Raw genomic sequence first — 14,422 nt, 5'->3', positions numbered from 1 at the left:
GCGCGCTGCCTTCGCGCCCCTAGACCTGGAGATAGTCCAGGATCCCCTCGGCCGCCTGCCGCCCTTCCCAAACGGCCGTAACCACGAGATCGGACCCGCGCACCATGTCGCCCCCGGCAAAGATTTTCGGGTTGCTGCTCTGGTACTTGAACTCCCCGTTGGCCGGGGCCTGCACGCGACCGCGCTCATCGAGTTTCACCGATGCCTGCACCAACCAGTCCGGTGGACTCGGTCGGAAACCGAAAGCGATGATCACGGCATCGGCGGGAATCACTTCTTCGCTATCGGGAACGGGTTCAGGACGGCGGCGCCCCCGTTCGTCGGGCTCACCCAGCTCTGTGGTAATCACCTTCACGCCTTCCACCTTGCCGTCGCCCACAATCTCCACCGGCTGTCGATTCCACAGGAAGTGAACACCCTCTTCCTTGGCATTGGCCACCTCGCGCCGCGACCCCGGCATGTTCTGTTCATCACGCCGATAGGCGCAGGTCACCCGAGCCGCGCCCTGGCGAATGGACGTGCGATTGCAGTCCATGGCGGTGTCGCCGCCACCCAGCACGACGACCCGCTTCCCGCTCATGTCGATGAAATCTTCGGAATTCTCTTCCAGTCCCATGAGGCGACGCGTGTTGGAAATCAGGAACGGCAAGGCCTCGTACACGCCGGGCAGGTCCTCGCCCGGGAATCCGCCCTTCATGAAGCTGTAGGTGCCCATACCCAGGAACACGGCGTCGTGCCGATCCAGCAGGTCTTCGAGACTCACGTCTTCGCCGACGGTGGTATTGAGTACGAACTCCACGCCCATGCCCTCGAGCACCTCGCGGCGGCGCGCGATGACTTCCTTTTCCAGCTTGAAGGCGGGGATGCCAAAAGTCAGCAGGCCGCCGATTTCCGGGTAGCGATCGTACACCACGGGCTTGACCCCGTTTCGCGCCAGCACGTCGGCGCAACCGATACCAGCCGGGCCCGCACCCACGACAGCGACGGTCTTGCCGGTGTCCTGGACTGCCGACAGATCGGGACGCCATCCGTTCGCGAGGGCGGTGTCTGTGATGTACTTTTCCACCGCCCCGATGGTGACGGCGCCAAATCCGTCATTCAGGGTACACGCGCCTTCGCACAGGCGGTCCTGCGGGCACACGCGACCGCAGATTTCCGGCAGGCTGTTGGTGCGATTGGAAAGCTCCGCTGCCCTGGACAGATTGCCCTGGGCCACCAGCGCCAGCCACTGGGGAATATAGTTGTGAACCGGGCACTGCCACTCGCAATAGGGATTGCCACAGTGCAGGCAACGCTCGGCCTGGACCGAAGCGGTCTCGGCATCGAACTGGCCGTAGATCTCCTTGAATTCGTGGATACGCTGATCCGACGGTACCTTGGTAGGATCCTGGCGCGGGACTTCGATAAACTGCAGGGTGTTCTTCTTGGCCATGACGTAGTCCAGATCAGGCCGCTTCGCGCAGCGTGTCGAGCAATGTGGCGAGATCACTGGCGATCGGTTTCACCAGCCAGAAGCGACGCACCATCTGATCAAAGTTGTCCAGGATTTGCTGGCCACGCGCGCTGCCGGTTTCCTGCACGAACTCATGCACCACTCCATGGAGATAGTTGCGATAGGCCTCCATGGATTCGATGTTGATGCGATGGATGTCAATCAACTCGTGGTTGTAGCGATCGACGAAGGTGTTGTCCTCGTCCAGCACGAAGGCAAAGCCACCGGTCATGCCGGCACCGAAATTCAGTCCGGCGCGCCCCAGGACCGTGACCACGCCGCCGGTCATGTACTCGCAACCGTGATCGCCGACACCCTCCACCACGGCATGCGTTCCCGAGTTGCGTACGCCAAAGCGCTCGCCGGCCAGGCCAGCCGCATACAGCTTGCCGCCGGTGGCACCGTACAGGCAGGTGTTGCCTACGATGGGCGTCTCGGCGCTGTTGAATGTACTGCCATCCGGTGGCCGAATGACGATCTTGCCGCCGGCCATGCCCTTGCCGACATAGTCATTGGCATCCCCTTCCAGGTACATGTGCAGACCACCAGCATTCCACACGCCGAAACTCTGACCGGCCGTGCCCGTCAGGCGCAGGATGATCGGGTTGTCGCTCATGCCGTTGTTCCCGTGCCGAAGCGCGATCTCGCCGGAAAGCCTCGCACCAATGGACCGGTTCACGTTACGGACCGGGTATTGGAACTCGCCGCCGCTGGCGTTCTCGATCGCGCCCAGGGCATCGGCCACCATGCGCTCTGCCAGGTCACCCTTGTCAAAGGGTTCGTTGCGCGGGACCTGGCAGTAACGCGGCTCGTCCGCCGCGACGCCCCCATCAGACAGGATCGGGCTCAGGTCCAGGCGCTGCAGGCGCGCGCTATCGCCGGATGCGGCCTGCAACAACTCTGTATGGCCGATGAGTTCGTCCAGACTCCGCGCACCCAGGGATGCCATATACTCCCGCACCTCCTCGGCGACAAAGCGGAAATAGTTCATCACCATTTCCGGCAGGCCGATGAAGTGCTTCAGGCGCAGTATCTTGTTCTGCGTCGCCACGCCGGTGGCGCAGTTGTTGAGGTGACAGATACGCAGGTACTTGCAGCCCAGGGCTATCATGGGCGCGGTGCCAAAACCGAAACTCTCGGCGCCGAGAATGGCGGCCTTGATGACATCCAGGCCGGTCTTGAGACCGCCATCGGTCTGCAGGCGGACCTTCTCACGCAGCTTGTTGGCACGCAGCACCTGATGGGTCTCGGTCAAACCAAGCTCCCATGGACTGCCGGCGTACTTCACGCTGGTCAACGGTGATGCCCCGGTTCCGCCGTCGTAACCGGAGATGGTGATCAGATCGGCATAGGCCTTGGCCACGCCGGCGGCGATGGTGCCTACGCCCGCCTCGGCCACCAGCTTGACCGACACCAGGGCCCTCGGATTCACCTGCTTGAGGTCGAAGATCAGCTGGGCCAGGTCCTCGATGGAATAGATGTCGTGGTGCGGCGGCGGCGAAATCAGCGCGACGCCGGGCTTCGCGAACCGAAGGCGCGCAATCATCTCGTCGACCTTGTGGCCGGGCAATTGTCCACCCTCGCCGGGCTTGGCACCCTGGGCAATCTTGATCTGCAACACCTCGGCGTTGGCCAGATAGTGCGGCGTGACACCGAATCGGCCGGAGGCGACCTGCTTGATCTTCGACATCTTGTCGGTGCCGAAGCGCGCCGCGTCCTCGCCACCCTCGCCGGAATTGGAACGGCCACCAAGGCGATTCATGGCCTGGGCCAGGGACTCGTGGGCCTCCGGTGACAAAGCCCCGAGGGACATGGCCGCGGTGTCGAAGCGGCGAACAATGTTCTCCACTGGCTCGACTTCGGACACATCGATCGGCGTGCGGTCGCCGCGTAGGCTGAGCAGGTCGCGCAAAACCATGGGAGAACGCCCATTCACCAGCGCGGCAAATTCGCGATAGGCGCCGGCGTCGTTCTCCTGCACTGCACGCTGCATCAGAGTCACCACGTCCGGGTTGTAGGCGTGATACTCGCCATCGTGGATGTATTTCAGCAGTCCGCCGGCCTGCAGCGGCTTGCGGACATTCCATGCATCCCGGGCCAGGCGGCGCTGATCGTCGTCCAGATCCTGGAACTGTGTCCCCTGGATGCGGCAGGTGGTGCCCTTGAAACAGAGATCGATCACATCGCTGTGCAAACCGACGGCCTCGAACAGCTGCGCGCCGCGATAGCTGGAGATGGCCGAGATTCCCATTTTCGACATGATCTTGTACAGGCCCTTGTTGATGCCCTTGCGGTAATTGTGGAGGGTGCCGGCGGTGTCCCGCTGCCGAATCTCTCCGCCGCTCATCATGTCGCACAGGCAATCGTAGGCCAGATACGGAAAGACGGCGGTGGCGCCGTACCCGATCAGGCACGCGAAGTGATGGGGATCGCGGGCGGTTCCGGTTTCGACCACGATGTTGGCGTCGCACCGTAGCCCTTCGGAAACCAGTCGATGGTGCACGGCCCCGGTTGCCGCCAACGCGTGGATCGGTAGACGCCCGCGTTCGATTTGCCGATCCGACAGGACCAGTATGGTCTTCCCGTCGCGCACTGCGGACGCGGATTGCTCACAGATACGGTCGATGGCATCGCGCAGGGATTCCGATTCGGAATAGTTCAGCTGCACAAGCTCATGCGCGTAGGCTGCGTCGTCGATCGCGAGCAGGCGATTGAACTTGCTCGTCGAGAGGACCGGCGAGTCGAGCAGCAGACGCGGCGCGTGTTCGGCGGTTTCGACAAACAGGTTCTTCTCCCGGCCGAGACAGGTCTCCTGCGACATGACGATCTGCTCGCGCAGCGGATCAATGGGCGGATTCGTGACCTGTGCAAACTGCTGGCGGAAGTAGTCGTACAGGGAGCGCACCTTGCGCGACAGTACCGGTAGCGGTGCGTCGTCACCCATGGAGCCAACGGCCTCCTGGCCCGAGTCGGCCAGCACACTCAGTACCTGTTCGCGTTCCTCCAGGGTCACCTGGAACATCTTCTGGTACTGGCGAATGGTTTCCGCATCCGGGGTGACCGCACAGGTTTCCTCGTCGTCCAGTACCGTTTCCAGCCGTCGCACGCCCTTCTTGAGCCATTCACGGTATGGGTGGCGGGACTTGAGCTTGGTATCGATATCCTCAGGCAGCAGCAGGTTCCCGGTCTCGGTATCCACCGCCAGCATCTGGCCCGGTGCCAGGCGTCCCTTGCGTACCACGTCCTCCGGCTTGTATCCATAGACCCCGATTTCCGAGGCCAGGGTGATGTGTCGATCTTTTGTCACCACCCAGCGCGCCGGACGCAGTCCGTTGCGATCCATGGTGCAGGCCGCATGGCGGCCGTCGGTAAGCACAATTCCCGCGGGGCCATCCCAGGGCTCCATGTGCATGGAGTTGTATTCGTAGAAACCGCGCAGGTCGGAATCCATGGTCTCAACGTTCTGCCATGCCGGCGGGATCAGCAGACGCATGGCACGGAAGATGTCCATGCCGCCGGCAAGCAGGGCCTCGAGCATGTTGTCCAGGCTGGAGGAATCGGAACCCTCCATGTTCACCAGCGGACGGACGTCCGCCATGTTCACCAGTGGCGTTTCGAACTTGTGGCTGCGCGCCACCGCCCAGTGGCGATTGCCCTGGATCGTATTGATCTCGCCATTGTGGGCGAGGAAACGGAACGGCTGTGCCAGCCGCCACTCGGGCCAGGTATTGGTCGAGAACCGCTGGTGAAAAACGCACAGGGATGATTCCAGGCGCTCGTCTTTCAGGTCGAGGTAGAACACGGGCAGATTGGCCGGCATCACCAGGCCCTTGTAGGAAATCACGCGCGCCGACAGGCTGGGTACATAAAAGGTATCGTCTTCGGGCTGAATTGTCTTTTCGCATCGGCGGCGCGCGACGTACATATGCCGCTCCATCGCATCCTCTGCCATATCGGCGGGCGCGTTGACGAATACCTGTTCGATCCGCGGCAGGCTCTTCAGGGCCTCTTCGCCACAGGCGGACTGGTCCACCGGGACCACGCGCCAGCCAGCCACTTCCAGGCCTTCGGCGCTCAATTCGGATTCCAGCCGGGAACGGGCCTTCGCTGCCAGCGCTTCATCTTGGCTCAGAAATACCATGCCGGCGGCATAGCGATCACCCAGCCCCAGGCCCGCATCAGCGGCGATGGCACGGAGGAAGGCATCGGGCTTGCGCAGCAACAGGCCGCAGCCGTCGCCGGTCTTCTGGTCGGCGGCAATGGCGCCGCGGTGGGTCAGGCAGGCGAGGGAATTGATCGCCGTCTGCACCAGCCAGTGACTGGGCTTGCCATCCATTTGGGCAATCAGACCAAAACCGCAGCTTCCTTTCTCAAAGGACGGATGGTACAGGCCCCCGTTGATTCGCTTGTTCGTGCTCACTTTCTTGTCACCCGATTTCCTGACTCTGCTGTTCCATCGCCTCGGCTCGCGACAGCCGGACACACCCCGACGGTCCCGAAGGCCGGGCAAAGGGCGAAAAAGTATACCGGCGGGTTATGAGGCGTTCAATGAGAATACGCCTTCAAAACCGGGGAAATTGCGGAAAATCAGCCACCGGCCTCGGGGAAATACAGGCGTTCGTGCTCGCGGATCGCGTAGCGGTCCGTCATGCCGGCGATATAGTCGGCGATGGTGCGGGCACGGCAGGCTTCCGCCTCACCCCCGCTGGCGGTGCAGGCCGCGATCTTTTCCTGGTACTGGGGAGGCAGCAGGCGGCTGTCCTCGAAAAAGGCCTGAAACAGCCGCCGGATCACGGTCACGGATTTCAGGCTCATGCGGCGGACCTGGTAGTGATTGTACAGGGCCTCGCGCAGAAATCGCTTCAGCGTCAGGGCCTGCTCGCGCAGATCCGCGCTGTAGGCAATGACCGCGCCCTGGGTCGAACGGACCTGGTCCGGATGGGTGGCGCCAACAGCGTCAAGCAGGCGACGGCTGTTTTCGATCAGGTCCACGACCTGCCGATTCACCATACGCCGGATGGTCTCGTGGATCTGCCGGCGGCTTCCCAGCTCCGGATACCGGCTTTCCACCTCCCGGTACTGTTCATCGAACAGGGCGATTCCCCGCAGGTCATCGAACTCGATCAGCCCGTACCGCAGACCATCGTCAACATCGTGATTGTTGTAGGCGATCTCGTCGGCAATGTTGACCAGCTGCGCCTCGGCACCGGGCCAGGTTTTTTCCAAAAACCGCTTTCCCAGATCGCCGAGCTCGCGGGCATTCCTGGGCGAACAGTGCTTGAGAATTCCTTCGCGCGTCTCGAAAGTGAGGTTCAGTCCCGGAAATTCGGCATAGCGTTCTTCCAGCAGGTCCACCACGCGCAGGGACTGGAGATTGTGCTCGAAGCCGCCGAAGTCCTTCATACAACTGTTGAGCGCATCCTGTCCCGCATGGCCGAATGGCGTGTGGCCCAGATCGTGGGCCAGGGCAATGGCCTCGGTGAGGTCTTCGTTCAGGCCCAGGGAGCGCGCAATGGAGCGTGCAATCTGCGCCACCTCAATGGAATGGGTCAGGCGCGTCCGAAAAAGGTCGCCCTCATGATTGACAAAAACCTGGGTCTTGTATTCCAGGCGCCGGAATGCCGCGCTGTGGACGATGCGATCACGATCGCGCTGGTACTCGCTACGATATTCGGGCTTTGGTTCCGCATAATGACGGCCGCGGGTGTGCGCGTCGCTTGCTGCATAGGGCGCCAGACTCAAACGTCCGTCTCCGCAAGAGCTTTCGCCGCGCGACAGGACTCGATGGTCTGCCGCAAGGCCCCGCGGTCAAACTCGTCGGTGACGAAGGCATTCCCAAGGGACTTCAACAGCACCAGACGCCAGCGGCCGTCCAGAACCTTTTTATCCACCGCCATATGCTCCAGGAAATTCTCCACCGAAATGGAGTCCGGTGCACGCACCGGCAGATGTGCTGCGCGCAACAGCTTCTCGACGCGCTCGACGTCGCTTTTCGTCAACCAGCCCATGCGACGGGAAAGATCCGCGGCCATGGCCATGCCGGCGGCGATCGCCTCCCCGTGCAGCCATTGCCCATAGCCCAGACCGGTCTCGATGGCGTGGCCGAAGGTGTGCCCGAAGTTCAACAATGCCCGTTGTCCGCTTTCGCGTTCGTCGGCAGCGACGACTTCGGCCTTGATCTGGCAGCTTCGCTCGATGGCGCAGGCAAGCGCTTCCGGGTCGCGCGCCCGCAGCGCGTCGAGGTGCTCCTCCAGCCAGGCCAGGAACTCAACATCGCCAAGAACGCCGTACTTGATCACCTCGGCCAGTCCTGCCGCCAGTTCGCGATCAGGGAGCGTATCGAGAGTATCGGTATCGATGATTACACAGCGCGGCTGGTAAAACGCGCCGATCATGTTCTTTCCGAGAGGATGGTTGACTCCGGTCTTGCCTCCCACCGAGGAATCCACCTGCGCGAGCAGGGTCGTCGGGATCTGGATGAAGGGCACGCCGCGCTGGTAGCAAGCAGCCGCAAATCCGGTCATATCCCCGATCACGCCGCCCCCCAGAGCCACCAGCGTGGTCTTTCGGTCGCAACGGGCCTCGAGCAGTTGATCGAAAATCCGGCTCAGATATTCCAGGTTCTTGTACTGCTCTCCATCAGGGAGAACCACGGTTACCGGATCGTATTTCGCAAGCACCGACCGGACTTTCTCAAGGTAAAGGGGCGCGACCGTTTCGTTGGAAACAATCGCGACCCGGTGTCCGGCAATGTGACCCGTCACGAGTTCCGGACGCGTGAGCAGTCCCCTCCCGATATAGATCGGGTAGCTACGTTCACCGAGCTCAACCTGAAGTGTCTTCATGACCGGATACCGATTTGCGCTCGAGTTCGTTCAGTATTTGCCGGGCCACGGCCTTCGGGGGCCGCTGGTCCGTATGGACGACCACATGGGCGGTCTCGCGATAGATCGGGTCGCGAACCTCCAACAGTTCAGTCAGTTTAAGCTTGCGATCCACGTTTTGCAGCAAGGGCCGGTTCCTGTCGCGTCGGGTACGCTGAACCAGGGTATCGATATCGGCCTGCAGGTAAACCACCACGCCGCGTGCGCGCAGGCGCTCGCGATTGACCGGATCGAGGACGGCGCCGCCCCCGGTTGCCAGCACCACTCCGTCGCTCGCGCTCAGTTCGTCGAGCAGTGCCGACTCCCGGGTACGGAAACCACTTTCACCTTCGATCTCGAAGATCAGTGGAATGGAGGCACCGGTTCGTTTTTCGAGTTCCCGATCACTGTCGACAAACTCTTTTCCCGTCATTTCGGCTAGTTGTCGACCGATGGTCGATTTGCCCGCGCCCATGGGGCCGATCAGGAAAATGTTTTCGGGGATCGCCATGCCGGGCAGATATGCCAGCATCGAGGTGATAAATCAAGAAACCGCCGGGCGCCCCGGGGCGCCCGGCGGTTCATCGTCAGCGAAGACTGACCTTATCCGAAAGGATGCGTGGTGTCAGGAAGATGAGCAGCTCGGTTTTGTTGTCCCGGCGCTCCCGGTTCTTGAACATCCAGCCGATCATGGGCAAGTGCCCCAGAACCGGAATCTGCGTGGTCTGTTCGCTCTTGTCCTGTTCGTAGATACCGCCAATGGCCACGGTCTCGCCATTGTCCAGCAGGACGTTGGTCGTGACGCGTTTCTTGTTGACCAGGCCCGTGGAAGACGGGTCGAAGCTGTCCTTGGTAACAAACACATCCAGGATCACGCGTCGATCTGGCGTGATCTGGGGGGTCACTTCGAGCTTGAGCGATGCACTCTGCACCTTGGACACACCAGCGCCAAGCGAGAATTCCCGCTCCTGGCCCTGCTCAATCGTGGCCTTCTCCTGATTGCCCGTGATGATGCGCGGGCTGGAAATGATCTTTCCTCGACCTTCCTGCTCCAGGGCGCTCAGTTCCAGCTGCAGCAATTCGCCACCCGCCGTAGCCAGAGTGTAAGCGATCTGCCCTGGAGGAGTGGTTCCTATACCGGTAGAGGGAAGATTCACGTTCAAACCGTCTGTGTTGGCGTTCAGCGGAGTGCCGTTGAGGATATCAATATTGCCCTCCAGGCTGCCGGTTACGCTGGTGGTGGAAGTCGGTCCCGTATTGGTATTCGTGACACCGAACCGCGCACCGAGGGAACGGGCAAACGTGGAAGTCGCCTCCACCAGCCGCGCTTCGATCATCACCTGCTCGACCGGCTGGTCCAGCTTGGCGATCAGGGCACGCACCTCGCGAATCTTGCTGGGCGTATCCTGAATGAGAATGGAATTGGTGCGGTTATCGACCGTTACCTGACCGCGCTTGGACAACAACGAGTTCGAAATGGTCTTCTGCTCGCCGGCGTAGCTGACGGTCTGGAACGGACTGGTCGTACCGACGTTGCTCGCGACCGCCTTCACAGATTTCAGCAACGCGGCAATGTCCGAGGCCTTGGCATAGTTGATGCGGATCAGTTCCGATACCAGGGGCTCGAGCTCGCGAGTTGATTTCTTCGCCTCCAGCTCAGCCTTTTCCTGTGCCGCCAGTTCCTTGGCCGGCGCGATCACGACCACGTTTCCCCTCTTCTTCATTCCCAGATTCTTGCTCTGGAGAATAATGTCCAGCGCCTGGTCCCACGGAACGTTCTTCAGTCTCAGGGTGATGCTTCCGGTAACCGCATCACTGATGATGAAGTTCAGACCGGTGAAATCTGCCAGAACCTGCAGTGCATCGCGCACTGCGATCTTCTGGAAGTTCAAGGAGAGCTTCTCGCCGGTGTACTCGGTTCCGCCCTCTGCCTTGCTCTTCTTGGCTTCGGGCTTTGCGACAGGCTTCACATTCACGGTAAAGACATCGCCCGCCTGGTACGCCAGATGCTCGTAGGGACCATGAGGGGTAATGACGATCCGGGTATTGTGGCCCTGGCTGAAGGTGTCGATGTATTGCACCGGTGTGGCGAAGTCCGTCACGTCCAGACGTTTCTGCAGACGTTCCGGAGCGGATGTGTTGAGCAGATCTACGATAATGTCTCCGGCCTGTTGGTGAATATCGATTCCGGCGGAAGGATCTGACAACTTGACCATGATCTTTGCGCCGCCGTTGGTGTCGCGGCGGAAGTTGATGCTCTTGACCGTGTACTTGGTCTTGATCTGGGTCCCGGCGAAATGCGTAGCGCCCGGTTCCACGGCTCCGGCCGCAATGCTTGGGCTGTTGACGGTCAACACATAGGAGTTCGCTTGAATTTCAGCCTTGTAGGGAACGGACTGATACAGGCTCAGCACGACGCGTGAGCGGTCGCCCGCACTGACAACATTCACGGAATCCACGGCACCAATCTTCACCGGTATACTTTTCTTTGCCAGGTGCGGCACCGTGTTGGGGAAATCCAGGGAGATTCGCGCCGGATTGCTGATCGTAAAGGTATGAGGCTCCGAAGGGGTCTGCGCCATCTTCAGCGTGATCTGAACGCGGTTGCCGGGAAGCTTGGCGTAGAGCACATTGGTGATCGCATTTTGTCCTGCATTCGCGGACGTAGCGGCTTCGGCGCTCGCCGACGCTCCACGATTGATGGAAACCCGGAACCTGTGCCGGCCCGGATCGACGCTCAGCTTGCCCGGTTCGTTCAACAGGAAATCGATATTCGACGAAACCCCGTCACCGGCAAGGTAGGGATAGACGCCCTTGACGATACCCACGCCCTTCAGGTCGAGCACGTTCGAGGCGACGGTGGTGTCCTTCAGGGTCAGGCGCAGACGGCGACCGCCATCAAACGACTTCACGTCGTATGACGATGGCCTGGTCGATACCTTGATGTCCAGTACCGGTTCGTCGGTCTTGTTCTTCCACGCCAGCTCACTCACCTGGCCAGCAAGCGCGGTTGACGCAAAGCCGCCCAGCAAGATCGATGACATCAGCGCGACAGCAAGCCGCCGGCCCCCGGTATTCCATTTTTCAAGTATTGTGGTCATAGGCCTGACCCCTGGTCTTATTCTTTAAGTTGCAGAGAAGTTTCCTTCTCCACCCATCCCCCGAGGGCGCTTTTCACAAGTTCGACCAGGGTAATCTGGTCGTTGCTGATTTTCGTAATCATTCCGAAATTGCGCCCCATGTGGTCTCCCACCTTCACCTTGTATACATCCCCGTCGCCGACGGTAACCTTGATGATTCCGTACATGGTGTTCTTGCGTTTCAGCGTCCCCACCATGGCCAGGGAAGCCAGTGAGTAGTCCTCCAGAGGCTCCTTGACACGCGTCGGGTCCGGTCGCGGTCCGTTGTCATTGCTGTTGTCCAGGGCAACGTTGGATGCGCCCCCGGACAGATTTGCTGTGGAGAAGGGATCCGGAAGGCTGCTTGCCGAATACGCAAATTTTTCCTGCACCTTCACCTCGGGCATGGACTCGATTCGAGGTTTTTGATCCTTGTAGGCATCCTTGACGAAGCGCTGCAGGTCGTCCGTGTTCCCGCTGCTACAGGCAGCGAGCAGGAACAGCATCATTATTGGCGTAAGTTGCTTCTTCATAATCATCTCGCCCTACCGCCGACGGCGACCTCTCCTGCCCCGCTTCTTCTTGGCCGGTGGTGCCTCACCGGGACGAAGATACCGGTAGGTATGCGCCTGCGCGGTCATGTTCAGGGTCGAGCCGGTCTTGCCCTTGTGCCCGATTTGCACGTTTGTAATCGTCACAATCCGGGGCAACGCAGCCACATCGCTTACGAATCCGGCCAACTCATGATAGGTGCCGGAAACCTTGATATTGATGGGCAACTCGGCGTAGAAGCCCTTCTTCGATTCATTGCCTGGTTTGAACAGGCTGAAGGTTAGCCCCCGTCCGAGCCCCGCCTGGGTGATATCCACGAGCAGCGACGGGACCTCGGTAGAATTGGGCAGCTGCCTCAGCAAACTGCCGAAAGTCTGGTTCATGATCTCCATCTGCTTCTGATACGCCGGCAGATTGATCGCCAGGGCCTTCTTGTTCATGAAAGTGCTCTTGAGAGACTCTTCCTGTTTTTGCGCCCGGGCGTAGTCATCAAGCTCGCCACTGATGATGAAGTAGAAGCCACCGATCAGGATTGCCACGCAGATCAGGAAGACCCCCGTGACCTTGATAAAAAACGGCCATGCCGAAAAATCGTTCCAATCTACGGCCTGAAGTTCCGCCCATTTCTGGTTGAGATCGATCTTCACGAGCGCTTACCCTTCTTTGCCGGTTTCTTTTTCTGCTCCTTCTTTTCCTCTTCCTTCTTCTTGGTTTGGTCCTTTGCCTCGCTCAACTGGGTGACTGTCAGATTGAAATTGCTGATGCGCGAACTGCCCTTGTGTACGACATTGACCACCTTCAGGTTCGGGTTCGCGAACCACTGGGATCCCTCGAAATTACGAAGAAGGGCGGCAATGCGGGCATTCGATTGCGCGCCTCCCGTGAGAATGAGGTTGTTGCCGCTCTGCTTCATCGATTTGTAATAGACACCTTCCGGCAGCGTGCGAGCGAGCGCATCCATGATGTGCACCATGCGGGTACGATCGGACTGCAACTTGTAGATGACGCCCATACGATTTACGAGGGCCGAACGCTGCTTTTTGATGTCCTTGATCTTGGCAATAACCTTGTCCAGGTCCGCGATTTGGGTGTGGAGGTACTTGTTCCGTGCCTGCTGCCCCTCGATCAGCGTCGTAACCTGATGGTGGCCGTAAAAGACAACCAGGCCCATCAACAGCCACGCAAAGATGCCGATACTCAGGAGCTGGCGGTCCTGCTCCTTTCGACGCATATCGCGCCAGGGCAACAGATTGACGCGGGTCGTCATCAGTCAAAACTCCGCATGGCCAGGCCACAGGTAATCATCAGGGACGGCGCGTCATTACTGAGAACCTGGGGTTTGACACGGGACGCAAGCGACATGCTGGTGAAAGGATTCGCCACCATGGTCGGAATTCCGGTGCGTGCACTGACCAGTTCTTCGACTCCGGGAATCTGCGCACATCCGCCGGCCAACAGAACCTGATCGACACTGTTGAAGGTACTGGAGGAATAGAAGAACTGTAGCGCCCGCATCACTTCCTGACACAGGGCCTCCATGAACGGCCGCAGTACATCGGTCTGGTAGTTATCCGGCAAGCCACCCTGTTTCTTGGCCAGGCCCGCCTCTTCGTAGGAAAGTCCGTAGCGGCGCTGGATCTCTTCCGTCAACTGCCGACCGCCAAAGGTATGGTCGCGCGTATAGATTGAGCGGTTGTTGTGCATCACGTTGATGTTGGTCGTGGTCGATCCGATATCCATCACGGCAACGGCCTTTTCCATCCCGGCTCCTGGCATGTGCTGGGAAATCAGCCCGTAGGCGTTCTCCATGGCATAGGTTTCGATATCCACCACGGAGGCCTTCAGCCCCGAGCTCTCGATCACGGCTACGTAGTCGTCCACGATTTCCTTGCGGCAGGCGGCGAGGAGAACCGCCTCTTCCTCCGCACCCTCTTCCGACGGGGACTGCGGGATGTCCAGAACCTGCCAATCGAGATTCACCTCGTCCAGGGGGTACGGAATATAATGATCCGCTTCCATTTCGATCTGACCCTGGAGTTCAACCTCGGAAAGCTCCGACGGAACCTTCAGGGTCTTGGTAATCACATGGGCGCCGGCCACGGCCACGGCCGCATTGCGGGTCTTGGTACCGCTGCGCTTGACCGCCCGACGCACCGCATCCGCCACCTGCTCGACCTCGGTGATCGCATGCTCGACCACCGCGTTCTGGGGCAGCGGCTCCACGGCGTAGCGCTCCACGCGGAAGTGCTCGCCACTACGGCTCAACTCCAGCACCTTGACGGAAGAGGCGCTGATATCGATTCCAATAAGCGGCGGGCGCTTTTTCTTGAATATATCTGCCAGGCTCGGCACGTTTTTTATCCTTCTAAATCATAGCCTTACGAGAGATACATGTC

Annotated in this window: 10 protein-coding genes; all 10 read right to left on the bottom strand. The window is 60.2% G+C overall.

Annotation, left to right across the window (positions count from 1 at the left end):
* Nucleotides 1-19: 19 nt before the first annotated feature.
* Complete coding sequence (locus P8X48_00545; protein MEJ2105800.1) at nt 20-1,432, bottom strand: FAD-dependent oxidoreductase; 1,413 nt, start codon at nt 1,430-1,432, stop codon at nt 20-22.
* Between the two features lie 13 nt (nt 1,433-1,445).
* Nucleotides 1,446-5,912 carry a glutamate synthase large subunit gene (gene gltB, locus P8X48_00540; GenBank protein MEJ2105799.1) on the bottom strand — a complete coding sequence of 1,489 codons (4,467 nt, stop codon included), beginning with the start codon at nt 5,910-5,912 and terminating at the stop codon, nt 1,446-1,448.
* Between the two features lie 167 nt (nt 5,913-6,079).
* A complete protein-coding gene (locus P8X48_00535) occupies nt 6,080-7,234 on the bottom strand; it encodes a deoxyguanosinetriphosphate triphosphohydrolase (GenBank protein MEJ2105798.1) in 1,155 nt (384 codons plus the stop codon).
* Complete coding sequence (gene aroB, locus P8X48_00530) at nt 7,231-8,337, bottom strand: 3-dehydroquinate synthase (GenBank protein ID MEJ2105797.1); 1,107 nt, start codon at nt 8,335-8,337, stop codon at nt 7,231-7,233. The genes P8X48_00535 and aroB overlap by 4 nt, the downstream gene beginning before the upstream one ends.
* A complete protein-coding gene (aroK, locus tag P8X48_00525; protein MEJ2105796.1) occupies nt 8,318-8,887 on the bottom strand; it encodes a shikimate kinase AroK in 570 nt (189 codons plus the stop codon). The genes aroB and aroK overlap by 20 nt, the downstream gene beginning before the upstream one ends.
* A 55-nt stretch (nt 8,888-8,942) precedes the next feature.
* The gene (gene pilQ / locus P8X48_00520; protein ID MEJ2105795.1) at nt 8,943-11,456 is read right to left on the bottom strand and encodes a type IV pilus secretin PilQ; all 2,514 of its coding nucleotides are present in this window, start codon (nt 11,454-11,456) and stop codon (nt 8,943-8,945) included.
* A 17-nt stretch (nt 11,457-11,473) separates the two neighbouring features.
* The gene (locus P8X48_00515; protein MEJ2105794.1) at nt 11,474-12,007 is read right to left on the bottom strand and encodes a pilus assembly protein PilP; all 534 of its coding nucleotides are present in this window, start codon (nt 12,005-12,007) and stop codon (nt 11,474-11,476) included.
* A 12-nt stretch (nt 12,008-12,019) separates the two neighbouring features.
* Nucleotides 12,020-12,673, bottom strand: coding sequence for a type 4a pilus biogenesis protein PilO (locus P8X48_00510; GenBank protein ID MEJ2105793.1), 654 nt, complete (start codon nt 12,671-12,673; stop codon nt 12,020-12,022).
* Complete coding sequence (locus P8X48_00505) at nt 12,670-13,293, bottom strand: PilN domain-containing protein (protein ID MEJ2105792.1); 624 nt, start codon at nt 13,291-13,293, stop codon at nt 12,670-12,672. The genes P8X48_00510 and P8X48_00505 overlap by 4 nt, the downstream gene beginning before the upstream one ends.
* Nucleotides 13,293-14,378: a pilus assembly protein PilM gene (locus tag P8X48_00500; protein ID MEJ2105791.1), complete on the bottom strand. Its 1,086-nt coding sequence runs from the start codon at nt 14,376-14,378 to the stop codon at nt 13,293-13,295. Before P8X48_00500 ends, P8X48_00505 begins: the two co-directional genes overlap by 1 nt.
* Between the last annotated feature and the right edge of the window lie 44 nt (nt 14,379-14,422).

The sequence above is a fragment of the Acidiferrobacteraceae bacterium genome (assembly GCA_037388825.1).
Classification (GTDB): Bacteria; Pseudomonadota; Gammaproteobacteria; order Acidiferrobacterales; family JAJDNE01; genus JARRJV01.
The sequence above is the reverse complement of the archived record's forward strand: the minus strand, read 5'-3'. Positions and strand labels throughout refer to the sequence as shown.